Origin of the sequence: Chryseobacterium gleum (genome assembly GCF_900636535.1) — a bacterium.
GTDB classification, from domain to species: Bacteria; Bacteroidota; Bacteroidia; order Flavobacteriales; family Weeksellaceae; genus Chryseobacterium; species Chryseobacterium gleum.
Genome location: NZ_LR134289.1, coordinates 3819267 through 3845867, shown reverse-complemented (window position 1 = coordinate 3845867; position 26601 = coordinate 3819267). Strand labels below are relative to the sequence as shown.

Sequence of the window (26601 nt, the reverse complement as noted above, 5' to 3'; positions counted from 1 at the left end):
CAATGGAAATTGATGGAACCAGAGATGAAAGTTTGGTAAATCCAGAACTTGATATTAACGAAACAAAACTACATAATAGCTTCAGACAAAAAACATGGGATGAAACGATCACTAAAGACAGCTGGATGGTCTTTAAGATAATGGCTGAATTTGTAGACGGTTATGAAAAACTAGCTAAAATTGGTCCGTGCGTTTCAATATTTGGTTCTGCCCGATTGAAGCCGGAGAACAAATATTATGAAATGGCTGTTGATATTGCTGAAAAAATTACCAAACTTGGCTTCGGAATTATTACCGGAGGCGGGCCCGGAATTATGGAAGCAGGAAATAAAGGAGCTTTCAATGCTAAGGGAAAATCTATCGGACTTAATATTGATCTTCCGTTTGAACAGCATTTTAATCCTTACATCAACAAATCCTATTCTATGAATTTCGATTACTTTTTCGTGAGAAAAGTAATGTTTGTAAAATATTCTCAGGGGTTTGTGGTAATGCCCGGAGGTTTCGGGACACTGGATGAGCTCACTGAGGCGATGACTCTTATTCAGACCAATAAAATCGGGAAATTCCCGATTGTTCTTGTAGGAAGTGAATTCTGGGGAGGACTGCTGGATTGGTTTAAGGCAACGCTGTTAAAAGAAGGAATGATTGCTGAAGATGATCTGGATCTTTATCGTGTGGTAGACAGTGCTGACGAGGCGGTGGCACATATTAAGGCCTTTTATGATAAATATTCTGTGAATGTAAATTTTTAATTGGCATATTATTTGTGACTTATAACGAACAAGTATGATTGTAAATCTATTAATTAAGATGAAAAAACTTTTATATATATCAGGAATTTTAACATTTTTTGTGTTAATGAGTTTTATGTATGTAGACTTTTTCTCTTCAATGACCAAAGTGGATTATATTGATGGAAGCAAGACATTGAAGTTTACCACAAAAATGAATACAAGCCATATCTCTGATGCTATTAAAATAAACCCTAACACGGCTGGATTTGAAGCGGAGGTAAAAAAATATGTGAACAATAATTTTGATGTATTTGTCAATGGGGCTCCTAAAACGATAACCTTCACAGGAAGTCAGGTCAGCGGAGAAACTGTATGGGTGTATTTTGAAACCGGAGGCGTTTCAGATATCAACACCTTAAAAATTAAAAATACGATCCTTTTAAGCGCTTTTCCTAAGCAGATCAACATTGTTAACATTGCCTATAAAGGCAGCCAGAAAACGATGAACTTCCAAAGAGGAAAAGAAGTGAATGAGGTTTCTTTTTAAAATGTAAATTAGATTTAACCATTATAAATGGGTACCCTGGAAAGTTAAATTTTTCAGGGTATTTTTTTAAATAGGTGAACAATAATTTTAATATACTTCTTAATGGAACTCCTAAAATGATTACCTTCACAGGATGTTGCAAACAAAATTCTTACATCAGCAAGTAAAATAATTTTTATTCAATGAAGAGAGAGAATAAGATTTTATTAATAATCATAATATGTGGTATAGGCTGGATCATCTATTTTTTAAAGTATAAGGCTATAAGCCCACCAACGGCATTAATAATTAAAAATGCCAAATATACTGTGGGAGAAGTTACTTCTGCTTATTATGGTGACAGAGCACATGGAAAGGGAAATGATTTTACATTTAGTTATAAGGAAGGCGTTATTAGAAAAGCACATCAAGACGGAGAATTTATTTATGGGCGAAAATATCTCGTTGTTTACGATTCTGTGAATATTAGAAATGGATATTTGATATTAGACAAATTTGATATTACTGATTCTTTAAATAAATACCACATTTATAAAAATTATGATCATTATGATGTAGGATGGTCATTATCTGGAATACCATTTAAATGTGATAAAAGTGATATTGAGCAAGAAGTAAAGATGCATCTGAGAAGTGAATAAGTTTATAGTTTGATAAACCAAAAAACCTCAAAATGATAAAAAAGGCTATCTTCAATTGTGAAGACAGCCTTTTTATTTGGACTAATCAGTTGTTTTTAATAAAAAAATTTATTACTCAATTGTGATATTGTCAATCTGAACATCATATACTCCACCATTTCCGGTTTTGATGGCAAACATATCTTTTCCGGCTGTAGTGTTAACGTCTGCAATACCTGTAAGGGTAAGCTCAACTAGTCTCCATTGTCCGTTTGTATTGATAGAACCGTTGTAAGAGTTAGCACTTTCTACTCCTAAAGTAGCACCAGTAGAGAATGTCCCTAAGTTAAATACGTAGAAACCTCCACCTGCTTTATATACGTTGAAAGACAGTGATTTTCCTGTTGCATTACCTTTGATATACATTGTAATTCTTTTTGGTACAGCTGGTATTCCTGTAGCAGCAACAGATGTAAATACATAATCATTAGCTGTAGGAGTACCTTTGATCTGAAGTGAATTTGTACCGTTATATCCTAAACCAAGACCTTGTGTAGCGTAAGGCTTAAGTCCGAAACCGTTTACACTTGATAAGAAAGTTGCCCAGTTTTCAAAATCTGAACCAGCAAAAAGGTTTACAGCAGAAGCTGAAGGAGCATCTGGTTCACCCGGATTGAATCTTGGGTTCGGGAAGTTAATATCATCAAGAGTTCTGATATAAGCCTGATCTGTGAAAATAGTTGCGTTACTTGAACTTGTAAAACGGCTCAAAAGAAGAACGATATCACCACTTTTTTCATATTTAGGAGAGATCGGAGATTTTGCAAAAGTTGCATAGTTACTGAAACGAAGATCCAATCTTCCTGCTTTTTTATCCGTAATATAACGGTCACCTGTAGCTGATTCATCAGCAAAAGTTTTTGTCAGTTCCGGTTCTTCAAACTGAACGTTTTTAATTTTTACAAGCTGATTGATGTGAGCTCCATTTTTAAGGGCATCAGCAATAGAATTAAACTCTAATGGCTTTATTGCAGTTACTACAGCCTTTTGTCCGTCACAAACCCTTGCCATGTAATTGGATAGTTTATTAGGGTTGATTCTACCGATAGGATAATTAGGATCAAAAGAACCTACTTTAATGTTTCCATTAACTCCCTGAACGATCAATCCTTTCAGGTTGATTCTTACTAAAGATCCGATAGGATAATCAAGATACTGATTTCCACCATCGATGTCAATTTCAATCCCTTGTGTCGGGTTTTCAGGTTTATCCTGAAGGAACATCATTTTATAGATATTTCCTGATTCATCGCTTGAGGAAACATATGCTTCAACAATGTAATCTTCTTTAATGATATCAGCTTCAGTTGGTTTTGCTTTTGCAATCGCAGCAAGGTCAGTCAGAGGGTGATTTGCCGCTGCAAATTTATTGGTACACTTGATTTCCGGCACCTCATAATCATCAGTTTTTACACAAGATGAGAAGGTCAGCATTGAAATAGCACTGAAAATCGCCGCTTTAAAATATATATTTTTCATTGTTTTCGATTTTTAATTTAATTTTTTTTAGAATCTGAATTGAAGGTTAACAAAATAAGATCTCCCCTGATTATACCAATATTTAGGAGCGAATACCATATTTCCGCTGTCATAATCATTAGCATAATCAATATAGTTAACGTTTCTGGTCTGTTCAAATCCTCCTGTAATATAATTTCTGTTATTAAGGATATTATTGACAGATGCAGACACCAGCACATAATACTTACCGATCATCCACGATTTCCCTGCATTCACATTGAAGAAGAATGCTGAAGGCAGTTTTGTAGGTGTAAGAACTCTTGCTAGTTCTTCATCATTTACCTGATCATAAGGTACTCCCGGCGTATTAGGATTTGTGTAGAATCTTTCTGTTCTGGTTACAGGAGAAGGATCCAGGAATGAATGTCCGAAATAGTTCCATGTTGCTCCTAACCACCAGTATTTAGGGCTGCTGTAACGAAGACCTAGCGTATATGCCTCCTGAGGAGTTCCGCCCTGTCTGTAGTTTTTAAGCGTTGCTTCCCCCATATTGGTATAAGATCTTGAAACGATATTTCCGTTCCCGTCAAGCTCTCTGAAAGTTCCAACAGCATCAGATGCAAAATAAACGGTAGGATTATTAGTATAAGTATACTGTCCTAAGCTTAATAATCCACTGGCTGCTAAAGTAGGAGTAAGTTTCACCTGTGCACCAAGCTCAACACCCATATTTCTTTTGTTGGCACCTGCCAGAACCTGAGTAATGAAAGCACCATCCTGAATAGGAGCCTGATCTCCGCTTTCAGTAAGATTGGTCAGTTTAACTCCCTGTGCGAAGTATCTCTGTACACTTGTTTCGTTTTGTGTATTAACAAGATAACCTGTCAGTCTAAGTTTAATAATCGGAGTAGAAATTACATAACTCAGATCATTGGCATCAACAACAACATTTTTGATTCCCGGCGTTGTAACGCCACTTACTCTTGTATTAAAATAAATATCATTCAGGAAAGGAGACTGTGAAAAGTAAGCTCCGTTATAAACAAGGAAGTTTCTACCATTGATTTTATAGGTAACCTGTCCTTTGATACCTGCATTCCAGAAGTTTTGATCTGCACCTTTTCCATAAGAAGATTCATACAGATAGTGCTGGAACAATCCTTCTCTGCTGTTTGTCGTATACCCGAATAATCCGGAAACAAACACATCAAACTTTCCTGTTGAGAATTTAAAAGCAGGATTTATTTTGAATTCCTGTCTTCTGAAAATATAGCTGTATCCGATTTTATCACCTTCTCTTTTGGCAACATCAGTATCGCTTTCTCTTGTATTGAATTTTCCCCAAACACTTCCAGCATTCGTATTGGATGCAAACGGGTCCATATTAAGAGCAAAATCAGCACCCAAAAGATCATTTACTTCTCTGTACTGTTCAGATCTGTAGTTCTGGTAAGATAAGTTTAAGATAAATCGGGAAGTATCGGTGAAGTTATAAGTATAGTGCGTAGATACATTCCATACTTTATCATCTTTTACATCATCAACAAGATAATAAGCTGCTCTTCTTCCCCCTAATAACGCATTGTATTCTACGTTTCGGTTGGCATTATAAAGATTATCCCAGTTGATCTGTGTGTGTGACTGATCATCATTCGTCCACCAGTCTCTCGTAATTCCGATGTTAGCAGCCTGTTCCGGAGAAGGATCTTTATAATTTAACCAGTAACTCGGCAAATTACGGTAATAAGTTGGTGATGGGTTATTCGCTCTGTACCAGTCTAATCGGGAACTGTATTCTTTTCCAAACTGATAAGAAACAGAGGTCCATAATTGAGAGTTTTTATTAATTTTCCAGAAATCCTGTAATTGGATCATCGGCTGGAATCCTCTTTTTACCCTTTCATTTCTTTTATCTCCATTCTGCCATCCCCAGTAAGAGTTATAATGAACTCCTCTGAAGTCGTATACTTCCTGTGTACTAGGACTTGAAGAGCTTCTTGCGTATTTAGATCCAATAGCATTTAAAGTCATCGTATGGCTATCGCTGAATTTCTTCTCAATACCAATATACCCACTGTATGCATCATAAGCAGTACCATCCTGGATCCCTTCCTGTGCCCATCTTCTGGCGATCATTCCTGTAAATGCCCATCCGTTCTTATTCATCCCGGAAGAGAATCTGTAGGATAATCTGTTTCTATAATTTCTGTTGGTAAGAGAGTATGTCAGCTGGCTTCCTTTTCTGTACTCGCTGGCTTTTGTATTCTTATAAAATACTCCGGTAGTTCCTCCGAAAGCATATTCTGAAGGAGCATGGTTAGCTGAAATTTCCGGGTAACGGGTAATTTCGTTCAATCCTCCCCACGTACTGAAGTCTACGTCCCCATTATCTGCAGCGGCCATAGAAACCCCATTGATCATATTCTCACCTGTTCTGCTATCAATTCCTCTCGGACGGAACCAGTATGGTCCTAAATCGAAACTTGCAATTCTGTTGAAAACATCTTGTGAAGACTGTAATAATCCTACAGTCGCCGTTTGCTGTGCACCACCGCTGTCACTCTCTCCGGAATCTTCTACAATAGCTAATCCCTGGTCTGCACCATTCAATGCAGAATAAAGAGTAATTACTCCAAGATCTTTTCTTTTCTCATCACTGGTTACATCAAATTCAAACATTTTAGTTTCAAAATTGGGTTTTGTAACCATAATCTGATAATGTCCGGGCATCAAATCCGTAAATTGGAAATATCCGATTTTGTCTGCCTTTGCATCATTTCCTGCTCCTTTTAAATCTACATTTGCTTGCTCAACAGGCTTACCGTCTGCATCCTTAAGATACGCAAACACTGTTGTCTGCGCATAATAATATGAAGCAGGCAGCAAAGTAAATAAAGAGATCAATGATAGTTTTTTAATCATGAGTATATTTATTTTTTAATACTTTTCTTGTTAATTTTCAACAGTTTAAAAGTTGGGGGCACAAATTTAATCAAATTTTGTAATTCAGAACTTTTTTAACATTATTTTTTCTTAACATTGCAATCTTTTAAGAATCATTATAAAAGAGTGATTCGGATTACTGCTTTTAAATTTACAAATATTTAAAACGCAGTGAATTAAAAAAAGGTAAATTTGCAATTAATAGTATAATAAAACTCTAAGAGATGAAGAGATTTTCGAGTCTGTTTGCCCTATTTCTTTCAATTGTGGCATTCTCACAACAACAGGGAAAACTGAGAAAAGTAGCTACCGTTGGTTTTTTAAATGTAGAAAACCTTTGGGACACTATCCGCTCAGCAGATTATATTGACGGAACCAAAGACATTAAAAATCCTGCTTTTCACAGAAGTATCCCTATGGATTCTATCCAATTTCTGGAAGCAGAAAAATATGACGGCCCATGGAGTGATGGAGCTTTAAAAGGGAAAAAAGCAGTAAGACTACAAAGTGGTTCTGAAGAATTCACCCCAAAAAGTGCAAAAAACTACGGAACTAAAATTTATAAAGCAAAGCTGGCCAATGAAGCTAAAGTAATTTCTGAAATGGGAGCACAGTATACCAAAACAGCTCCTGCAGTAGTTGGCCTTATTGAGGTTGAAAACAGACAGGTAATCCAGGATCTTGTCAATGAACCTGCTTTAAAAAAATATGATTATGGAATTATTCACTACAATTCTTATGATTACAGAGGAATTGACGTTGCACTGATCTATCAGAAACGAAGATTCACTCCCACCAATTCATTAAAAAAGGAGCTGGTCATTTACGGTGACAACGGGAAAAGAGAATATACGAGAGATATCCTTGTGGTAACAGGATTTTTAGACAATGAAAAAGTAGCTTTCTTCATGAATCACTGGCCATCAAGAAGAGGCGGTGAAGCAATTTCCTTACCCAAAAGAAATGCAGCCGCTGCATTATTAAAACAACAAATGGACAGCGTAAGAGCAGCCGACCCAACAACAAAGCTTTTTGCGATGGGTGACTTTAATGATGATCCTGTAAGTCCCAGTTTAAAAAACCATCTGAAGGCACAGGCTAATCCAAAAGATTTAAGTGAAGAAACACCATACCTTAATCTGATGTATCCTTTATATAAAAAAGGAGTTGCTTCTCTGGCTTATCAGGATGCTCCCAATCTGTTTGACCAGATTATTGTTTCTAAAAACCTAATTTCAGATCAGGTAACAAAAGAATATTCCGTATATAAGACAGAAATCTTTGCACCGGCGTATCTGGTGAATAAAGAAGGTAATTATAAAGGCTATCCTTTCAGATCCTGGAACGGAGACCAGTTTACAGGAGGCTACAGTGACCACTTTCCGGCGTTTGTAGTTCTCCAGAAAGAACCATAAAAAAGTTAGGCACTCTTATTGGAGTGCTTTTTTTATACAAATATCTCAATCATGAAAAATATTATTTTATTAGTAATGATTGCATTGATTCCTTTTAGCTGTTTTTCTCAGGAAACACCAAAGAAAGACAAAGAGCAGCATGAGATGAAGCCTTCCAAAAATGAAGACGGAGAATGGGATCTTACAGTCATTGATACGCAGTTTGATTATTTTCTGAGTGCTGTGGCTAAACCTATCAGCCAATACTCAGAATCTTATCTGAAGACAAAAAACACATTTCTGGTCAACGAATGGAACAGTTATTACTATTCCGGCAGATATAGAAATATTATTGAATCAGGAATAGATTATGATCCAAAAGAGAATTACGGGATCAAGTTTGAATATAAATTATACCAGGTTTTTGTATATGTCAACTGGAAGTATGGAATTAAAATGAATGGGCTATCCATGACTGATACTGCGAGACAATAAAAATATTTTAAAACCATTTTCTATTACAAGATGTTAATCAAAATTCATAGATAATTTTAACATCTGCTTAAAGTTTTAATTATATTTGTAAAATCACAGGTTAATAAACCGTGACCAATAAACTAATAGTTCAAAATTAAACTCATGAGAAAAACTTTTCTTGCGGTAAGTCTTTTTGCTGCAACTGCTCTATCTGCACAAACTCCTATAACTACATCATCAGTAACAATTCAAGCCTACTCACCCCTTCTCTACTTACAAAGAAATCAAAGTACCGGGGGCTATATTCAGGGAGTTCAATCTCAATTATTGGATGGAACAAATAACTGGTTCTCTGGAAATATTGGAACAGATCTTTGGACGATAGGAAAAGGAGATTATCAAAACCGGCAATTTACTGTAACTTCCACAGGAAATGTTGCAATAGGAACCAGCGATTATCCCCAATACAGACTTCAGGTAAATGATGGGATGATTACTGCAAAAATTGCAGATACAAATGTCACTCCCACCAATAAAGTAGGCTATTTAATTAATGAGCTAGGAGCAGATGTCTTTGAGCTTTCATTTGCAAGAGATAATCTGGGAACGTTAAATATGAAAACATTTTTAGACCGTCCTATCGTTATTGGAACTGATAATATTGAGAGAATGAGAATAGCAGCAAATGGTAACGTAGGTATAGGTTCCAAAAATCCGGACGCTCCGTTAACAGTAAAAGGACTCATTCATGCTACAGAAGTAAAAATAGATCTTAATGTACCTGCCGATTATGTATTTCAGAAGCACTACACTGGAGTTTCACATTTAAAGCCTGAATATATAATGCCGACACTTGATGAGGTAGAAAAATTTACCAAAGAAAACAATCATCTTCCCGGTATTCCTTCAGCAAAGGAAATACAAGAAAAAGGATTAAATATTGGAGAAATTTCCAATTTACTACTTCAAAAAATAGAAGAGCTTACTCTTTATACAATCGAGCAAAATAAGCTTATTAAGGAGCAGCAAAAGAGAATTGAAGCTTTGGAGAATAAAAACTAAATCGCTACTTCCGTGAAATTTTTTTTAATAATAGCAGCTTTCTTTTTTACTTTTATAAAGATTGCTGCACAAAGCTATGAAGAAACCTATCTTCAGAGTGAGAAGGAGCGTCTAGAAAAAGTAAAAACAACAGAAATTGATATTGATAATTTTATAAACCTCAACATAAATACGTTTGATTTTACAAATATTATCAATAAAATAGATAAGATTAAGGCAGAGAATGGGAATCCTCTTACAGAAAATGATTACCAAAAAGCTTTGTTATATGCTAAAAAAGAACAATTAAGGGATTATTACTTTCAAAAGAACCCCGAGAAAATTTCATATTATTTTGCAAAAATTATGCAACAATGTGTGAACGGAGGTTTTGAAGATGGAACAGCCAGTGGAGGCTATAGCTTTATGACTAAAAAGTTTAACGGACAAAATTATAATGCTCCATTCAACTATACATCAAATCCACTTTGGTTTGAATTTAATAATAATCCTTTGACAACTATAACACCTTCCGCAAATGGCTTTGCCACGGTAGTCAATAATTCTGTTGTAGATCCTATAGTAGGTATTCCCCGTACGCATAGTGGGAAATATGCCATTAGGCTTAATAAAGACGATGGGGATTTTGACGTAACTAAAATGACAAGACAATTTGTAGTCAATCAGAACTCCATCAGCTTTGCATTTGCTTTGGTAATGGAAAATGCCGGACATATAAACAGCCCTGGAATTTCTGGAAAAAATAAAAATCCATACTACCAGGTGATTTTGCGGGACTTGTCAAACAATATTCTTTTCCAGAGAAATATAATTGCTGATCCTGCCAATACAACACTTTTCAATGGGGCTAATGGAAACAGTATTTTATATACTAACTGGCTCTGTGAAAAAATTCCTACCGCAAGATTTATGGGCCAAACAGTGACCCTTGAAATTATTCTTGCAGATTGTGGAGAAGGAGGCCATTTTGGATACGGCTACTTTGACGATTTCTGCGGATTTGAATGTGACAAATCTTCTCTAGATGGGAATTTAAGTCTGAATCCCATAAAGACTGAAAAATGTCCTACTACTCCAATCCCGGTTTCCGGAAATTATATTCTTCCTGCTGGAGCGACCTACAACAGTTTGGAGCTTGACATATTAGATGCTGTAACTGGAAATCTTGTTACAACGGTATTATACCCTACTACGTCAGGAACAAACTTTGTATTCAACCTATCCGATTATTACTTTTACAATGGATTTATAAACTCCATCACAAAATTTAACTTCAAGGTTCGTCTTCTTTATTCAATCGGTAGTACCCAATATGTGATGCAAGCCACCACTAATAACCCTTCTGGACCGGATATTTCTTTTGAAGGCTGTACAACACCATGCTTTGAATTTATTGAAATTAATCAAAATCAACCGGTAACATCATCACAAAATTTTCAAGCTTATACAATTAATGCCAGCTCTGCAATTCATCCCAATCTCTTGGTGAACTATAGAGCTGTTCTTGAAATACAACTTAAAGAGGGCTTTTATGCATCAGGAACGGATGTGGGGATTTTTCATGCTTATATTGCACCATGTGAACAAACTCAAATTCCTAAAGGAAATATTGCAAAAATGACAGAAAAGAGTTCTGAGTCAGCAATACTTTTAGAACCGGAAATAAAGATATATCCTAACCCTGCTACTAATAATATTAATATTAATCCAGGTAATCAAAAACTGGTTTCATGGGAGCTATATGATATGTCAGGAAAATCCGTTTTAAAAGGTAGCACTTCACCAATAGATGTTCGGTCTATCTTAAGAGGTAGCTATCTATTAAAAATTAATTTAGAGAAAACGCAAGCCTCAAAAATTATAATTGTTAGATAAAACAAAAAGGTTCAGAATAATTCTGAACCTTTTATTTTATAATAGCTGAAAATTATTTATTGAATAATTCTTCTACTTTATCCCAGTTTACTACATCGAAGAAAGCAGAAACATAGTCAGGTCTTCTGTTCTGGTAGTTTAAATAATAAGCATGCTCCCAAACGTCTAATCCTAAAACCGGAGTTCCTTTAACGTCTGCTACAGGCATTAATGGGTTATCCTGGTTGGGTGTAGAAGAAACAGATACAGAACCATCAGCATTTTTTACCAACCAAGCCCATCCTGAACCGAATCTTGTTTTAGCAGCTTCAGAAAAATCAGTTTTGAATTTATCAAAACCTCCATAGTTTTCGATGGCAGCTTTTACATTTCCTACAGGTTCTTTGCTTCCTCCAGGTATTAAAATTTCCCAGAATAAAGAGTGGTTGAAGTGGCCTCCTCCGTTATTTCTTACTGCTGGCTTATCAGTTCCTGTCTGGCAGATTTCTTCAATTGTTTTTCCTGCTAGTTCAGTACCTTCAATTGCTTTATTTAAATTGTCAATGTATGCCTGGTGGTGTTTTGTATGGTGGATTTCCATAGTTCTTGCATCAATAGTTGGCTCTAATGCATCATATGCATATCCTAATTTTGGTAATTCAAATGACATAATTTTTATTTTTAATGTTATACCCAAAAATAGCCAATATTTAAGGTATTATCAAAGATTGGGGATTACTTTAATAAATCTTTAACATTGATACATTGATTTAGAATGAATTAATTTTTGGATCAATAAGTTTGAAGATAAAAGAAGAAGTTAAAAAAAGCACGAACCGAAATCAGTCCGTGCTTTCCATTTAACAATAATTAAATTAATTTATTTATTCATAGACATCAGGAATTCCTCATTATTAAGGGTTCCTTTAATGTTTTTATCTACAAATTCCATTGCTTCTACAGGATTCATCTCAGAAAGATATTTTCTAAGAATCCACATTCTCTGTGAAGTTACTTCATCCAGAAGAAGATCATCTCTACGGGTGCTTGATGCTACAAGGTCAATAGCAGGATAAATTCTTCTGTTAGCAATTTTTCTGTCCAGCTGAAGTTCCATGTTACCTGTACCTTTAAATTCTTCAAAGATTACTTCATCCATTTTGGATCCTGTATCAATCAATGCAGTAGCAATAATTGTAAGAGACCCTCCGCCTTCGATTTTTCTTGCTGCTCCGAAGAATCTTTTCGGTTTATGAAGAGCATTCGCATCTACCCCACCGGAAAGAACTTTACCTGATGCAGGTGTTACGGTGTTGTATGCTCTTGCCAGTCTTGTAATAGAGTCCAGTAAGATGACTACATCATGTCCGCACTCAACCATTCTTTGTGCTTTTGCAAGAACAAGGTTAGCTACTTTTACATGTTTTTCAGCGGCTTCGTCAAATGTAGAAGCAATTACTTCTGCATTCACACTTCTTTCCATGTCAGTAACCTCTTCCGGACGTTCATCGATCAGAAGAACCATCATATATACTTCCGGGTGATTCGCTGCAATAGAATTGGCAATGTCTTTAAGCAACATTGTCTTACCTGTCTTAGGCTGTGCAACAATCATTGCTCTCTGACCTTTTCCGATAGGTGCAAATAAATCTACAATTCTTGTGGACACTGTAGAACCGCTTCCCGCAAGGTTAAATTTTTCTTCAGGGAAAAGTGGTGTCAGATATTCAAAAGCTACACGGTCTTTGATAAATGCAAGATCACGTCCGTTAACTTCTGTAGGTCTTAATAATGAGAAGTATTTCTCCCCTTCTTTAGGAAGTCTTACAATTCCTTTCACTGTATCTCCGGTTTTCAAACCGAAATTTCTGATCTGTGCTGTAGAAACATACACATCATCAGGAGAAGAGATATAACTGAAATCTGAGGAACGTAAAAATCCGTAGTTATCCGGTAGGATTTCCAAAACCCCTTCAATACTTACCAATCCATCGAAATTAAATTCTTTTTTAGGATCGTTCTGCTCCTCTGCCTTTTCAGAATGTCTGTTCTGATTCTGGTTTTGGTGCTGTTGGTGCTGGTTTTGGTTTTTATGCTGGTTTCCACTGTTCTGTGGGTGGTTTTGTCCTTTTTGAGGTCTGTTAGCCTGTGGTTGTTGAGAATTGTTAGGCTTTTCTTCAGCCTGGGCAGGCTCTGGGGATTCTGTGTTTTTGGGAACTTCTGTTCTTTCCTGGGCTGTTTCTGAACTAGCTGTATTGGCAGAAACTCTTTTTCTTTTCTTTTTTGCCTGGGCTGTTGCTGTGGGTTCTTCTGTTACTGCAGCAGCTTCAGCTTTTGGTTCTTCCTGTTTTACTTCTTCGGAAGCCGGCACCTTTTCTTCTGTTTTTTCCTCTGCATCAGGTTCTACCGGAGCTTTTGCATTTGCTTTTGGCTTGGCTGCCGTTTTTTTCGGGGCAGCTTTTTTTGCCGGGGCTTTGGCAGGTTTTTCTGCCGGAGCCTCTTCAGTAGTTATACTGGCGGTTTCAGTGGCGTTGAAATAATCTTTTGCAACTTTAGGGTTAGAAGCCTGAAAGTCAAGAATAGCAAAGATCTTGTCATTTTCATTGCTGTTTCTTGCAACTTTAACGCCTAAATCTTTTAAGATTTTAGTCAGTTCCGTTACGGATTTTGACCTTAACGTTTCTATGTTAAACATATTTAATGTAAAAATGTAATTAATTGTGAGTAAGAAAAGTAAGTCCGGTGACTTTTGTTTTCAAGTACATTGTATAATGCAAATCTACACTTATTTTTGAATTGTGCAAAATTTATATTATTTTTGCCAAGAATTTAATATTCAATGCTACAGAGAATACAAACTATATGGACTTTATTAGCAGTTTTGGCTGCTGTTTTCCTTTTCATAACAGGTCAGGATGTTGTCATTTCAGACAGTATTCCTTTGCTTAATATCGGCTGTATAGTCCTTGTTATTATTGGAGCATTAAGTATTTTCAGTTTCAAAAACAGAAAAAGACAAATTTTGCTGAATATCATCAGCATCATTATAAACGCTTTGTTGATTGGTGTATTGGCGTACTGGTTACTAAACTTATCCGGAGGAATTCAGTTTCCTGAGAAGGGTATTGAGCCGATTTTCCCATTGATGGCGGTGATCTGTCTGCTTATTGCAAACGTTTACATCCGCAAAGATGAGAGGCTCGTAAAATCTGTAGACAGACTTCGATAGCCTTACAACGATTTTTTGAGTGAGAACAGCTTCTTTTCAGGAGCTGTTTTTTATTTTTCATACTTTCTTATTAATTTATGTAAATTCATTGCAACTTTTTAGTCAGAAATACGACAGATCATATAACTTTTAATAAAAGACAATGAAAAAGCTAACGTATCTTACCTTATCATTATTCTCCATATTTACTTTTGCACAGGAAGTTTCCAGGGAAAGAGTAAAAACAGTTCTCTCCACTCTTGCCTCAGATGAAATGAAAGGCCGTGAAATAGGAACCCAGGAAAATGAAAATGCAGCTCATTATATCGCTAAACTTTTTAAAGAAAATAATCTGGAATATTGTACAGGAAATTCTTACCTGGTGCCATTTGACTACAATGGAAAAACAGTATACAACGTTTGTGGAATTAAAAAAGGAAAATCTGATCAGTATCTTGGGTTTTCAGGGCATTTCGACCATATCGGAACCAGTAATAAAAGTGGTGATAATATTTACAACGGAGCAGACGATGATGCCAGCGGAATCACCACACTCGTAGGTATTGCCGATTATTTTAAAAATAAAAAGTCTGATTTTTCTATGGTTTTTATGGCATTCAATGGAGAGGAAAAAGGGATGCTGGGTTCAAGAGCTATTTCAACAGATTCTAATCTGGATCATATTTATAATAAAATGACTGCTCTTTTCAATTTTGAAATGGTAGCTACAGAATCCCAATGGGGTAAAAATACATTATATATGACAGGAGACGGATTCTCAGATCTTGATGAGCTTTTCAATAAAAATGCAGTAAACGGATTAAAAATTAATGCTGATCCTTATGCAAAACAGCAGCTGTTTTACCGTTCGGACAATGTAAGTTTTGTAAAAAAGAAAATTATTGCCCATTCATTCTCTACGGTTGATATGACGAAAGCTTCTCATTATCACCACGAAAATGACGACATCAATATTGTTGATTTTGATAATATGACACAGATCATCAATAATTTTGGAAAGACATTGGATAAACTGAGTCCTAAAAATTTTGCTCCAAAATATAATGACCAGGTGAAATTTTAAGGAAACCACTATAAAAGGAACCGCTGAATAAGCGGTTTTTTTATTAGACTGCTTTGCTGTTTTACCTCTTGTTCCGGTACGAAACTTTCCTTTATTTATTTTAAAAATAAAGTTTAACAGCCCTGAGCTGTAACAAAAAAACGATTTTTGGAACATATCCATTAAAGTAAAACAGGATTAAGAACGTCTTATCTTTTAATTTTACGTAATTTTGCTATCCAATTTTTTCATTGAATGAACGAATATAAAAAAATCTTAAAGTTCGCGAGGCCGCATCAAAAATATATCTACGGAAGTTTATTTTTCAATATACTGTATTCTGTATTTCAGATTGCTTCCCTGGGGACTATTCTACCGGTTCTGGGAATGCTTTTTGGCACTATAAAACCTGAAAAATATGAGAAAGCACCAGTATATTCCGGTGATATTGTTGATTTTTTCTCTTATGTAAAAGAATATTCCAATTATTATGTACAGACACTGGTGAGCAATTACGGAGCACTTACTGTTCTTGCCTGGCTGTGTATCATTACTGCATTCATGTTCTTTTTAAGAAATGCATTCCGTTATTTCGGTTCTTTATTACTGATCAATTACCGTGTAGGAGTAACCAAAGACCTGCGTGGAGCGATGTACAGAAAAATACTTTCTCTTCCAGTTTCATTCTTTACAGAGAGCAGAAAAGGAGATATGATGTCCCGCATGTCCAATGACGTAGGAGAAGTGGAAGGAAATATTTTAGGAAGCTTGATTGAACTGATAAATGCACCTTTTATGCTGATCAGTACATTGGTTACCTTATTTTTCCTGAGTCCGGAAATGACTCTTTTCTCGCTATTGGTTCTTCCTGTGATGGGAACAATGATTGCATTGATCGGAAAAAGCCTTAAGAAAGACTCACACGAAGCACAAAGCGAACTGGGAACCATCTTCTCTATTGTGGATGAAACATTGAAATCTTCAAAGGTTATTAAAATATTCAATGGGGAGAAAATCATGAATAACAGATTCATGCATTCTATGAATAAATGGATCTCAAGTTCTATCAATTTGGGTAAAAAGAAAGAATTGGCATCTCCAATGAGCGAATTCTTAGGTTCTATTACCTTCCTGATTATTGCATGGTACGGTGGGAAACAAATTATTGTTGAGCAGAGTATTTCTCCGGCAGATTTCCTTGTATTTTTAGGAATGTTCTTCCAGATCCTTCCTCCTGCAAAAAGTTTATCTACTTCTATTTCCAATGTACAGAAAGGAGAAGCTTCCCTGAAAAGAGTATTGGAAATCCTTGAAGCCGATGTGAAAATTGAAGAAATTGCAGAGCCTGTTTCTATTACAACACTTAAGAACAACATTGAATTCAAGGATATTGGGTTCTATTATGACAAAGCAAATCTTATTCTTAAAAATTTTAACTTAACCATTCCTAAAGGAAAAACGGTTGCTTTGGTAGGGCAAAGCGGAAGTGGTAAAACAACAATCGCCAATCTGTTAGCGAGATTCTATGACGTTTCAGAAGGTGAAATCCTGATTGATGGGACAAATATTAAACATTTAAAATTACAGGAATACCGCCAGCTGCTGGGAATGGTAACACAGGAATCTGTATTATTCAACGATTCTGTATACAACAATATCCTGATGGGTAAACCTGATGCCACCAAAGAAGAAGTAATTGCCGCTGCTAAAATTGCCAATGCAGATTCTTTTATTTCTAATCTTTCCGAAGGATACGATACCAATATCGGTGATGATGGAAACAAGCTTTCCGGAGGCCAGAAACAGAGGGTTTCTATAGCAAGAGCCGTATTGAAAAACCCACCGATTATGATCCTTGACGAAGCCACATCTGCCCTGGATACGGAATCTGAAAGATTCGTACAGGATGCCCTGGAGAAAATGATGGAAAACAGGACTTCTTTAGTGATTGCCCACCGTCTTTCGACCATTCAGAAAGCAGACTGGATTGTGGTGATGGAAAAAGGTGATATCGTGGAACAGGGAACCCACCACGACCTGATTGCAAAAAGAGGAATGTATCACAAACTTGTTGAACTTCAAAACTTCGACTAATCTTTTAATCAAATTAAAATGAACCCTATACAAGAGTATTTCTACAGAATCGGAGAGCCTGAAAGAAGTACTCTTTTGTTTTTGCGCGATAAGATCCTGGCTTCTGATCCGGAAAACATTACAGAAACCTTCAGTTTCGGACTTCCGTTTATCAAATACAAAAAGAAAATGCTGTGTTATTTCTACTACAGCAAAAAATACCAAAAACATTATCTGAGTTTTTATCATGGTGACAGGCTTGATTACCCTGAACTGATCCAGGATGGCAGAAAGAAGTTCAAAATCCTTCTCATTGATGCGGCAGAAGACATTCCTGTAGAATTTATATTAAACCTGATACAGGAGATTAAAAAGCATATAAAATAAAAAACTCCGGCACGAATCATCGTGCCGGAGCCATCTTTAAAAAACTTTTATCATTGTGTGTTTATTCCGTTGAATTCCGCCTGCTTAATTGCCCAGGCAATCATATTAGCAAAAAGGATTGAATTCTGAACCTGCATTCCACCTGCTGTATATCCGTTTCCTGCGTATCCGTAAGAAGACTTCTGAACCGGGAAGTACCCTCCTGAACTTGGCGCTACAAAAGGCTCGATAGTATTACTTGGGTACTGATTTCCATTGGCATTTTCATTACTTAAGAATCCACCGTCACCAAACCATATAAAGTTTAGGCTGGTATTTCTTAATCCTGAAATTCCTGTTCTGGCAGTTGTACTGTTGATTGGCTGCGCGTAGCTGTAAGGAACAAATCCACTTGTCAACCCTGAAATATTTACTGTGGTAGAAGCATCTTCACCCCAGTTTTTCCCTCTTACGTCTCCAAAAGGCCCGTTAAGGATGGGATCATCAGAATTGGTAAGAGCATACACAGAACCTGCACCGCCTCCATATGATGCTGAAATGGTAGGATCGGAGAATATTCCTCTGAATAAATTCTGTGCAGTGCCCGTATCATCTGTCATCGCAATGACAACTCCTTTTTTATTAAGATAGGAAGCAATATAACCTGCATCTGTAGCATTAGGTGTATAGTTGTAACCAATGATAACAATATCCGGTTTATTATTAAGAGCCGTCTGAAGAGCAGCTGAAGAAGGTGAGTTCCCTAACGAGGTATGCGTAAAGCCTTCATATTTAACAATACTTGAAGCAGTAGTACCGAAATTTGTCGGAGAATCCATCAGACTTCTTGACGGACCGGTATAGGCACTATAACCGTAAGCTGTTTCTAATCCGATATGAAGAACCGTTTTCTTAGGAATAACAACTACTACATTTACAGAACATGTTGTAGACACTCCACCCTGGCTGTCCGAAGTAATTGTAATTGTTTTCACCGAGGTAGAAGTTGGAGTTCCTTTTCCGCTCAATGTAACATTCTGATTTCCAGTGGAAGTAAATGTTCCTGACCCACTGAAAGAAATTCCGTCAACAGTATTAGTTGTAACAGTATAACTTCCCAGTGCTGCTACATTAACTGGAAGAGTAATTGTATTGGAAGCTGTTAAAGCTGTACCAACCTTGTATACTCCGTTTACCGTTGCACTTCCGCAACTCATGGTATAGGTTCCTGCAGGACTTAATACATTCACTGTAACAGCAGGTGTACATGTAACATCTGTCCCGTTGGCATTTAGTCCTACGGTATCCACCTGTATCGCAGCAGGTGTTCCCTGTCCCGGAACTTGGATAGTTTGCGTTCCTGTATTAAGAAAAACACCTGTTCCGTAGAAATTATATCCATTTGTTGTAGTACCTGTAATCGTATAATTTCCAACTTTAGTTACGTTTACAGACACACTTAAATAATTGGATGCTGTAAGCTCTTTTGTCTGAACATAGGTTCCCATTGCTTTTGTACTGGCACAGTCGACCGTAAAAACAGCTTTGCCTATTTGTCCGCAGACACTTTTCCATTCGTTATCAGCAAGACTCCAGTAATTAATACAGTCCTCAGTAATGTTATAAATTGTCAAACCATCATCCTTGGCAGTATTAATTACAATAGCATTTCTCTGGGTTTCAGTAAGCCTTGGAATAAGAACTCCTTTGTTATTATTGCCTGAAACAACATCCAAAACGGAATTTGAATTGGGTGTGGTAGTATTGATCCCAACGGCACCGTTATTAGTCTGTGAAAAAAATTTTCCAAAAACAAAGAGCATTGCAATCAGCAAGACTTTGATCCGGGGCAGTGTAAATTTTGTGTCCATCATTGTATATTTATAATTGTTTAATGATTAAAATTTTCAACTAAGTCATTTAACCGTCACAAAATTATCACCCACAGACAATTACAGATCAATTCACACTACGCAATACTACTCACGCGTAGTAAAACTCACAAAACATTAATAATTACAATCACAAAATAGCATTAATAAAAAACAGAATTATTCAACAAACACTAACCATAAATTCAAAAACACAAACAAAAACAATTTAAAAATCATTATTACCCATTTATTTTAAACAATAAAACAGAAGAATTAACTAAACGTAATTCTGGTTATAATTTAAAAATAGTTTTCCATTTGGTGATTGTATTCCGGCTTATCTTAAAATGATGGCTGAGCTGAAGATTGGTAAGCTCATTCTTTTTCTGATATCTGAGAATTTTTAAAATAGATTCTTCGTCATAAGATCGCAGCCTTTGATTATTGAACCCGACTGTAAATTCCGGTTCACCAAAAATCAGCTGATTAAATTTCAGAATATCAATAGCAGAATGTAAGGATTCCAGTTTAAGCCTGATAGCTGTATCAATTAATTTTTCTGGAAACTTTTCTTTGAGAATATCAGTGTAAATCTGTTTGTAATCAGGTATCATGTTATATTTTTTTCAACCATTTATATAAAGTTGTCTTCGGAATTTTATACCTATCCACCACTTCGCTGGCTGTCATTGTTCCACGTTCTATTTTTTCAAGGATGAAATCTTTCACTTCCTGTGTGTAGATGCTTTTCCGAAAAACCATTGTATTTCCGTTTTTGCCGGTTGTGTTATCAATTCTCGCCTGTGGGGCGTATAAAATCAGATGACCGGTATAAAATCTGAAGAAATCAAATTTTAAAAGCTTACACCATTTCAGCAGAACATCGGTATCAATACTTTTTGCCTGATACATCATTTCTATTTCATCATCTGTCCTGTTTAAAAACCGGGAAATTCTTTCTATTGAAATCTGATGCTCTTCCACTTTGCATCTGATCATATTTCCAATATGAATGTTCTTAATATTCATCACAATATTTTTACTTAAAAATATTGACTAGAATGACAAAAAATATCATCAGACACTACTCAACACTACGTATAAGTAACAAAAATCAGAATTTATTTAAATTTTAATAAGAAAGCTGTTGATATTGATCTCAGAAGAGATATTCAGCTTTTTTCTTATCCTGTATTTTTTGCTCTCTACAGCACGAATACTATTGTTAGTACACTGTGCTATTTTCTTGGTATCAAAATCAAGCTTCATCAAAGCACAGAAATACAGTTCAGAATGAATAAGGTTGGGATTTATTTTTAATATATCCGGGATAAAATGAGGAAAAAATACCTGGAATTTTTCAAAAAACACCGGAGAGTTATTTTCTGCCAGACTTAAGATTTCCTGGATATTTTCTTCAGAAAGATGGTTAATCAACATCTGATGTTTCATCAGTTCCGAATTTGTTTTTACCAGATCCTTGATGGTAGAATCCTTCACTTTCCTGTCGGTAATCAAGCCATGAATAAGCCCATCCTTCTGGGTAATAAAAACGATATCCATCAGAAAAGAGGCTATGGAAAATAAAATATTTAACAGCTTTATAGTTTTAAAATCCTCTTTTTCTATGAATCTGCTTTTTGGCAGGAAATCAAAATCAAAATACAGACAGGCAATAAAATTGATACTGATGATAAATGTAATAAAAAAGATTGTAAGAGAGTCCTGTTTATATTTCAGAAAGAACGGAACAGCAAACAGAAGACAAAAGTAAAAGTATTCTACACCTGCGTTTTTGTAAGTATAAATATGAAAAAAACTTACGATAAATGTGAGTAAAACAAATATCCCGATAATGAAAGGTTTTAAAACCTTTCTGAACCGTTTGGTTTTTCCTTTGATGGCCATGAGGAGTAACCAGAAGAAGGTAATAATGGTAAGAAATATGGAGATCAGCATATCCCCAAAAAAAGTAATAATAAAAATGGAGTAAAACAGAAATATGAAAAACAATAAAAGCAAATACCGGTTAATAAGATGAAGATAACTACTTTCAAAATCATCATCCATCTTCTCAGTTTCGTCGTTAATCATCTTAAAGAAAAACTTATAAATCATCTTGTTGTTTTTTTATGCTCTCACAAGCTTAAGTTGGCATTTGTACTCCTGAAAGTATAAATTTTCCAATATTAACAGCCTTTCATGCAAAATAGAAATCTACAAAACGAAATGTATCAGTCTTTTTCAGCATTAAAAAGAAGATGAGTAAGGTGTTTTTCTAGCTACAATTTACTAAAATCCGATGTTAAAATTATCAAATGAAATACCATTTTTGACAATAAATTAACAATCATTTACCTTCAATCACTTACAAAGCATGAGCTTGTGTTTTTAAGCATGCAAAATTATTGTTCCTTATGGAAAAGTATAACTCTTCCAGTACGCAATAATACTCATGCGTAATTAAACTCAAACAACAAAATATTACCTTTATACCTCAAATAAAAAAGAGAGCTTTAAAAGCTCTCTTTTGGTTTTTTATCTACGATAAGGATTTTAATTTTCTTTCAGTTTGGCAATTACATCCAGACCTCCTTTTGTAATATCTCCGATCTTACAGATAATTTCAGTATCTAAAGGAAGGAATACATCCATTCTGGAACCGAATTTGATAAATCCGAACTCATGTCCGGCTTTTGCTTTATCTCCTTCATTACAATAGAAAACAATCCTTCTGGCCACGTATCCTGCAATCTGTCTGAAAACCACTTTATGATTGGTCAGAGTCTGAATTGCTACCGTAGTTCTTTCATTCTCTGTAGAAGACTTTTCATGCCATGCTACCAGATATTTTCCGGGATGGTATTTTTTGTAAATCACTTCTCCCGAAACCGGATATCTGCAGATATGAACATTCAATGGAGACATGAAAATGGAAACCTGGATTGCTTTTCCTTTTATAAATTCATCTTCTTCCACTTCTTTGATCATTACCACTTTTCCGTCCACCGGAGCAATTACGTTTTCTCTGTGGTCAAGAATGGTACGGTCCGGAACTCTGAAAAACCAGAAGACTAAACTGTAAATAACCAACAAAGGCATAATGATCAGCAGGGACCATATTTTAAGGAAATAAATCGCTAAAGCTCCCAGAATGATAAAAAGTATGGTAGCAACGGTTATCGTTCCTTTTGATTCTCTATGTAATTTCATGAGATTAAATAAATTTTTCTAAAATAAAGTACAAATATACGACAGGAACGCAGATAATAAAACTATCCAGTCTGTCTAAAACTCCTCCATGCCCCGGAATGATGTTTCCACTGTCCTTCACACCGAAGTTTCTCTTCAACTGACTTTCTACAAGATCCCCTAATGGAGCAAAGGCTGCAACCAGAAATCCGACGATCATCCAGTTTCCTCTCAATTCAGGCTGATAATGTTCAATAAAGTAAGATAAAACCAGTGTCAAGACAACTCCTCCTGCATATCCTTCCCATGTTTTTTTGGGAGAGATTTTGGGAGCCATTTTATGTTTACCGAAGAATTTCCCTACCAGATAGGCAAAAGTATCACTGCTCCAGATCAGAATAAACAGGAACAGAACCTCGAGAGAAAAATGATCACTATAACTGGAGAACTTAGGCAAACCTAAAGCAAAACTGAACGGCAGAGCCACATAAATGACCGTAAAAATAAGTTTCCCGCTGTCAAAGTATAATTCGTTAGGATATTTGAATAAAGTCACCACAGCAATCCCAATCAGAGCGAGCGCCAGTATTTCACTAAGCCTGAAATCAAAAAAGAAATCGTGGTTGAAATATCTTTTGGAGAACATATAAAAAATGAAGATGACCAGTGGATATACCACCCACTTTTCATACCCGTTTCCAAATTTCATAATTTTAACACATTCCCAGGTCCCTACGATCAGAAGTAAGCTCATTAGGCCATGATAAAGATATTGCTGTTTGATCAAACCAGGAGCAATACTGTTCAGCAATTGCGCTCCTAAGGGAGTAGAACAAAGAATAATAATGGCTACATAAACAATACCTGATACGGTTCTTTGAATGAGATTTTTGTCCAAAATTTAAAATTTAGAAGTGGTTGCTTAATCTTCAAGCAGCAATAAAAACAGTTTTGTACTGGAATTGGAAGAACTGTCCATTTTAGACTGGCTTCCGCTGATGGAAGTAAGGTTCTTGATATTTCCGTTTCTTTTTATTTTTCCCATAGCATCATTCAGGTTGTTTACAATCTGAGAAACATTGGCAATGATGATAATTTTATCCGGAAGCCTGGAAGAATGATAATGAAGGATATTATTATGAGAAAGCATGATTCTGCCGTCATAGGCAATGAGGTACTCACAGGTAATGAATGCGGCATCATTAGACTGCTGCAGTTCTGAAGTGTAAGAAGTCTTCACAACGTTCAGAAAGTTCTGAAGTTCTTTATCCCAGCAGAATAAATTGTGGATGCCTTCTATTTTGATAATTTGATTTAAAGTTTGTAGAGCCTCCGCTTCATCTGCACAATAATTAAAAAATCCCCCCGAATGCGTAAATAATTGCGCAAACTTATAGTCAAGATCCGCATTTTTCAGCGAATCCCCAAGCTTCTCCAGGCTCTGTTTTTCCTCTTCTTCAGGCTGGTTGGTAAGTTTGCTTACAATCCTCTTGAATAAATTCAACTTAATCTATTTTTAGTCAACTTTATACAAAAATAGAAAATAAATTACAATAGTATTCAAAATATCTCTTGAAATATGAAAAAACCTGGCAATTTTACAGTTGCCAGGTTTTTGATAATTCTATTTTTTAAGAGTCTTAAAGCTGCGTTGGGCTTTCAGGAGCCTGAATTTCGCTTTCTTCTTCTTTTTCTTTGATCTGAGGTGCTACCTCTGCTATTGGCTGATCTTTTTCAGGAATAGTGTTGGTAACAGGCTTCTCTGTCAATTCCGGATCCCAAGCTCTCTTTCCGAAAATTTCTTCAAGATCTTCGCGGAAGATTACTTCTTTTTCAAGAAGTTTATTAGCTAAAGCATCCAGCTTATCTTTATTATCTGCAAGGATTCTTACAGCTCTGTCATATTGATTCTCAATAATTGACTTGATCTCTGCATCAATTTTTGTAGCTGTTTCCTCAGAATAAGGCTTTCCGAAATTATATTCAGATTGGCCTGAGCTGTCATAGTAAGAAATATTACCGATATTCGGGCTTAATCCGTAGATCGTTACCATAGCCTGAGCTCTCTTCGTTACTGTTTCAAGATCAGAAAGTGCTCCTGTGGAAATATTATTGAATATTACCTGCTCTGCAGCTCTTCCTCCCAGTGTTGCACACATTTCGTCCAGCATCTGCTCAGTAGTGGTAAGCTGTCTTTCTTCAGGAAGATACCATGCTGCTCCTAATGAACGTCCTCTCGGAACAATCGTTACTTTTAAAAGTGGAGATGCATGCTCTACCAGCCAGGAAATTGTTGCATGTCCTGCTTCGTGATAAGCAACTCTTCTTTTTTCAGAAGGTTTAATAGCCTTATTTTTCTTCTCAAGACCTCCGATGATTCTGTCTACAGCATCAAGGAAATCCTGTTTTGTAACTGAAGTATGGTTATTTCTTGCTGCGATAAGCGCTGCTTCGTTACAAACGTTTGCAATGTCCGCTCCACTGAATCCAGGGGTTTGCTTAGCAAGGAATTCTCTGTCTACATTATCATCAAGTTTGATCTTTTTCAAATGAACATCAAAGATCTGTCTTCTTTCGTGAAGTTCCGGAAGATCTACGAAAATAGAACGGTCAAAACGTCCTGCTCTCATCAAAGCTTTATCAAGGATATCTGCTCTGTTGGTTGCAGCCATTACGATAACATTTGTATCGGTTCCGAAACCATCCATTTCAGTAAGAAGCTGATTCAATGTATTTTCTCTTTCGTCATTTCCGCCTGAGAAATTATTTTTTCCTCTTGCACGTCCGATAGCATCAATCTCATCAATGAAGATGATCGCAGGAGATTTGGCTTTAGCCTGAGCAAAAAGGTCTCTAACCCTTGAAGCTCCTACCCCAACAAACATTTCAACGAAATCAGAACCTGAAAGTGAGAAAAACGGAACTTTAGCTTCCCCTGCAACAGCTTTTGCCAATAAGGTTTTACCGGTTCCCGGAGGCCCTACCAATAGAACTCCTTTAGGAATTTTACCTCCCAGTTTAGTATATTTTTCAGAGTTTTTAAGGAAATCCACAACCTCCTGAACTTCTTCTTTCGCTCCTTCCAATCCTGCAACATCTTTAAATGTCACCTGAATTCTTTCTTTTTCATCAAAAAGTTTCGCTTTGGATTTTCCGATAGAGAAAATTTGTCCACCGGGACCTCCGCCACCTCCCATCTTTCTGAAAAGAAGGAAATAGAATAGTCCTAAAATTGAAATCCAAACCAGCGCTGGAACTAAAATATCCATTAAGGCACTTTTACCTGTTCCGTAATCTTTGGTTGTTTTGATTGCCGGGTTGGTCGCTTTGATCTGTTCAAATTTTTGAAGGAAAAGCTGAAGGTCTCCATATTTTACAGAAAAATCTGCTTTAGGAGCCATATCTAACGCCGAAAAAGGGTTGTTTTCTTTTCCGGCTTTGGAAACCATTGCCGATTTTGCTTCTTTTGTCAGGAAAACATCAGCTTTCTCTATGTCTTTGTATATAATTATATTCTGGACTTTCCCCGCCTGCATTTCTCTAAAGAAACCATCTTCATCAATAGATTTTGCACTGTCACCTCCAAGGAAATTGGAGCCAAAGAATAGCAAAAGAGCTATGATTGCAATAGGAAAGAACCAGTTGAATCCTTTATTATTCATTTAAACTT

General features: G+C 36.1%; 23 protein-coding genes. 11 read left to right on the top strand and 12 right to left on the bottom strand.

Annotated elements, in window-relative coordinates; all coding sequences use genetic code 11:
• Nucleotides 1–2 precede the first annotated feature (2 nt).
• From EL165_RS17475 to EL165_RS17465, 3 genes are all read left to right on the top strand, one after another.
• Complete coding sequence (locus EL165_RS17475; RefSeq protein WP_002982762.1) at nucleotides 3–755, top strand: LOG family protein; 753 nt, start codon at nucleotides 3–5, stop codon at nucleotides 753–755.
• 58 nt (nucleotides 756–813) lie between these two features.
• Nucleotides 814–1284 carry a DUF6702 family protein gene (locus EL165_RS17470; RefSeq protein WP_228370574.1) on the top strand — a complete coding sequence of 157 codons (471 nt, stop codon included), beginning with the start codon at nucleotides 814–816 and terminating at the stop codon, nucleotides 1282–1284.
• A 182-nt stretch (nucleotides 1285–1466) separates the two neighbouring features.
• The gene (locus EL165_RS17465) at nucleotides 1467–1925 is read left to right on the top strand and encodes a hypothetical protein (protein ID WP_002982757.1); all 459 of its coding nucleotides are present in this window, start codon (nucleotides 1467–1469) and stop codon (nucleotides 1923–1925) included.
• A 111-nt stretch (nucleotides 1926–2036) separates the two neighbouring features.
• On the opposite strand, the gene EL165_RS17460 is transcribed toward EL165_RS17465, so the two are convergent.
• Both EL165_RS17460 and EL165_RS17455 read right to left on the bottom strand, forming a co-directional pair.
• Nucleotides 2037–3443: a DUF5689 domain-containing protein gene (locus EL165_RS17460; RefSeq protein WP_002982753.1), complete on the bottom strand. Its 1407-nt coding sequence runs from the start codon at nucleotides 3441–3443 to the stop codon at nucleotides 2037–2039.
• A gap of 27 nt (nucleotides 3444–3470) precedes the next feature.
• Nucleotides 3471–6347, bottom strand: a complete 2877-nt coding sequence (locus tag EL165_RS17455) for a carboxypeptidase-like regulatory domain-containing protein (RefSeq protein WP_002982750.1) — start codon at nucleotides 6345–6347, stop codon at nucleotides 3471–3473.
• 245 nt (nucleotides 6348–6592) lie between these two features.
• On the opposite strand from EL165_RS17455, the gene EL165_RS17450 reads away from it, so the two are divergent.
• From EL165_RS17450 to EL165_RS17435, 4 genes are all read left to right on the top strand, one after another.
• Entirely contained in the window at nucleotides 6593–7783 is a 1191-nt protein-coding gene (locus tag EL165_RS17450) for an endonuclease/exonuclease/phosphatase family protein (RefSeq protein WP_002982745.1), read from the top strand.
• Nucleotides 7784–7834: 51 nt separating this feature from the next.
• A complete protein-coding gene (locus tag EL165_RS17445; protein WP_002982744.1) occupies nucleotides 7835–8257 on the top strand; it encodes a DUF6146 family protein in 423 nt (140 codons plus the stop codon).
• Nucleotides 8258–8401: 144 nt separating this feature from the next.
• Entirely contained in the window at nucleotides 8402–9301 is a 900-nt protein-coding gene (locus tag EL165_RS17440; RefSeq protein ID WP_002982741.1) for a hypothetical protein, read from the top strand.
• A 12-nt stretch (nucleotides 9302–9313) separates the two neighbouring features.
• Nucleotides 9314–11176, top strand: coding sequence for a T9SS type A sorting domain-containing protein (locus tag EL165_RS17435; protein WP_002982739.1), 1863 nt, complete (start codon nucleotides 9314–9316; stop codon nucleotides 11174–11176).
• Between the two features lie 52 nt (nucleotides 11177–11228).
• Here EL165_RS17435 and EL165_RS17430 read toward each other — a convergent pair whose 3' ends face one another.
• Nucleotides 11229–11825 carry a superoxide dismutase gene (locus EL165_RS17430; RefSeq protein WP_002982736.1) on the bottom strand — a complete coding sequence of 199 codons (597 nt, stop codon included), beginning with the start codon at nucleotides 11823–11825 and terminating at the stop codon, nucleotides 11229–11231.
• Nucleotides 11826–12035: 210 nt separating this feature from the next.
• Nucleotides 12036–13850 carry a transcription termination factor Rho gene (rho, locus tag EL165_RS17425; protein ID WP_002982733.1) on the bottom strand — a complete coding sequence of 605 codons (1815 nt, stop codon included), beginning with the start codon at nucleotides 13848–13850 and terminating at the stop codon, nucleotides 12036–12038.
• Between the two features lie 144 nt (nucleotides 13851–13994).
• Here rho and EL165_RS17420 point away from each other — a divergent pair, with 144 nt between their 5' ends.
• The 4 genes from EL165_RS17420 (at nucleotide 13995) to EL165_RS17405 (ending at nucleotide 17886) form a co-directional block, all read left to right on the top strand.
• Nucleotides 13995–14384 carry a DUF4293 family protein gene (locus EL165_RS17420; RefSeq protein WP_002982730.1) on the top strand — a complete coding sequence of 130 codons (390 nt, stop codon included), beginning with the start codon at nucleotides 13995–13997 and terminating at the stop codon, nucleotides 14382–14384.
• 142 nt (nucleotides 14385–14526) lie between these two features.
• Nucleotides 14527–15447 carry a M28 family peptidase gene (locus EL165_RS17415; protein ID WP_002982728.1) on the top strand — a complete coding sequence of 307 codons (921 nt, stop codon included), beginning with the start codon at nucleotides 14527–14529 and terminating at the stop codon, nucleotides 15445–15447.
• A 234-nt stretch (nucleotides 15448–15681) separates the two neighbouring features.
• Nucleotides 15682–17520, top strand: coding sequence for an ABC transporter ATP-binding protein (locus EL165_RS17410; RefSeq protein ID WP_002982726.1), 1839 nt, complete (start codon nucleotides 15682–15684; stop codon nucleotides 17518–17520).
• Between the two features lie 18 nt (nucleotides 17521–17538).
• A complete protein-coding gene (locus EL165_RS17405) occupies nucleotides 17539–17886 on the top strand; it encodes a DUF1801 domain-containing protein (RefSeq protein ID WP_002982724.1) in 348 nt (115 codons plus the stop codon).
• A 50-nt stretch (nucleotides 17887–17936) separates the two neighbouring features.
• On the opposite strand, the gene EL165_RS17400 is transcribed toward EL165_RS17405, so the two are convergent.
• The 8 genes from EL165_RS17400 to ftsH form a co-directional block, all read right to left on the bottom strand.
• On the bottom strand, nucleotides 17937–19739 hold the full coding sequence (locus EL165_RS17400; protein ID WP_002982721.1) for a hypothetical protein: 1803 nt from the start codon (nucleotides 19737–19739) through the stop codon (nucleotides 17937–17939).
• Nucleotides 19740–20032: 293 nt separating this feature from the next.
• On the bottom strand, nucleotides 20033–20353 hold the full coding sequence (locus tag EL165_RS17395) for a hypothetical protein (RefSeq protein WP_002982718.1): 321 nt from the start codon (nucleotides 20351–20353) through the stop codon (nucleotides 20033–20035).
• Between the two features lies 1 nt (nucleotide 20354).
• On the bottom strand, nucleotides 20355–20768 hold the full coding sequence (locus EL165_RS17390) for a hypothetical protein (protein ID WP_002982715.1): 414 nt from the start codon (nucleotides 20766–20768) through the stop codon (nucleotides 20355–20357).
• A 96-nt stretch (nucleotides 20769–20864) separates the two neighbouring features.
• Nucleotides 20865–21857, bottom strand: a complete 993-nt coding sequence (locus EL165_RS17385) for a helix-turn-helix transcriptional regulator (RefSeq protein WP_002982713.1) — start codon at nucleotides 21855–21857, stop codon at nucleotides 20865–20867.
• A 438-nt stretch (nucleotides 21858–22295) separates the two neighbouring features.
• Entirely contained in the window at nucleotides 22296–22952 is a 657-nt protein-coding gene (locus tag EL165_RS17380) for a phosphatidylserine decarboxylase family protein (RefSeq protein WP_002982711.1), read from the bottom strand.
• A 4-nt stretch (nucleotides 22953–22956) separates the two neighbouring features.
• Nucleotides 22957–23829, bottom strand: coding sequence for a phosphatidate cytidylyltransferase (locus EL165_RS17375; RefSeq protein WP_002982709.1), 873 nt, complete (start codon nucleotides 23827–23829; stop codon nucleotides 22957–22959).
• Nucleotides 23830–23853: 24 nt separating this feature from the next.
• The gene (locus EL165_RS17370; protein ID WP_002982707.1) at nucleotides 23854–24435 is read right to left on the bottom strand and encodes an LUD domain-containing protein; all 582 of its coding nucleotides are present in this window, start codon (nucleotides 24433–24435) and stop codon (nucleotides 23854–23856) included.
• Nucleotides 24436–24571: 136 nt separating this feature from the next.
• Nucleotides 24572–26593 carry an ATP-dependent zinc metalloprotease FtsH gene (gene ftsH / locus EL165_RS17365; RefSeq protein WP_002982705.1) on the bottom strand — a complete coding sequence of 674 codons (2022 nt, stop codon included), beginning with the start codon at nucleotides 26591–26593 and terminating at the stop codon, nucleotides 24572–24574.
• Nucleotides 26594–26601: the final 8 nt, after the last annotated feature.